At 43.4% G+C, this 936-nt stretch carries 1 protein-coding gene; it reads right to left on the minus strand.

All coding sequences use genetic code 11. The features are described 5' to 3' along the window. A partial coding sequence (locus tag R7R78_RS24835) for an HAD family hydrolase (RefSeq protein ID WP_225474461.1) occupies positions 1-552 on the minus strand: 552 nt, incomplete at its 3' end. Positions 553-936: the final 384 nt, after the last annotated feature.

The following is a 936-nucleotide window of genomic DNA, read 5'->3' on the forward strand; positions in this document are numbered from 1 at the left end:
TTCTTCTGGTTTGACGTCGACAAGATTCAAGGCTTTTTGGAATATGCTGGCCGCTGGTTTTTCTTCTGGCTCTTCGCCACCCACAATAATATGGTCCACCCATTCATCCATTTGTGTTGCTTTCAATTTGGGGTGCTGCGAGAAAATTGGACCGTTAGTGATCACGACAAGTTTGTAGTGCTTACGTAGATCCGTCAGCATTTCTTTTACGCCAGGGAAGAAAGTGAACGCGCCCATACGTGCAGAATCAAAATAGTGTTGTGCTTGCTGAGCTTGCTCTGCATCGATGTGGATGCCGTTCTCCGCCAAAATCGTTTGGATCAGACCACAGCGAAAAGCATTTTCGTCTGGAAGAAGAGCAACCAGCTGAGGAAACTCTGCGTTGAGCTTTTTATATACCCCTTGCAAGTAGCGTTGTAAGAATGCTTGAGGATCAGAGACTTGGGGATACGTTTGTTGAATCCAGGCAGCAAATTTTTGCCCTGCAGCTTTGTCTGCTTGGGATGTGCCACATAACGTCTCGTCCATATCAAAAAAAATCGCTTTAAGCACAGGGGCTCCTTTCATTCACTACTTAGTCACTGGCGTCGAAAGCCTATTATCCCACTCTAAATCGCATCGTAAAGAGGCAATCCGTCAGCAAATTGTGCAGTTTCGTTTACGCTTAAGTGATGCTGTTCTTTTGGCTTAATCATTAAACCGCATAACGGGCGCATAATCGCAACTTTGAGGAGGTTTCCTCTGTTTTGTTGTGGTGCTCACGTTTTAGCCTTAGGTGAAGCCGGTTAACTTTGGTTTTTTATGTTTGCCGACTATTTTGTTAGTAACATTTTATGCCGAAAAATCGCTTTTGGTACGATATATTGTTTGGTAAATGTTAATTATCACACATGAATAGTGTGGTTATGGTGTGAGGTGATGTTGTGCCTATATTTA

It is taken from the genome of Vibrio sp. 2134-1 (assembly GCF_033339495.1).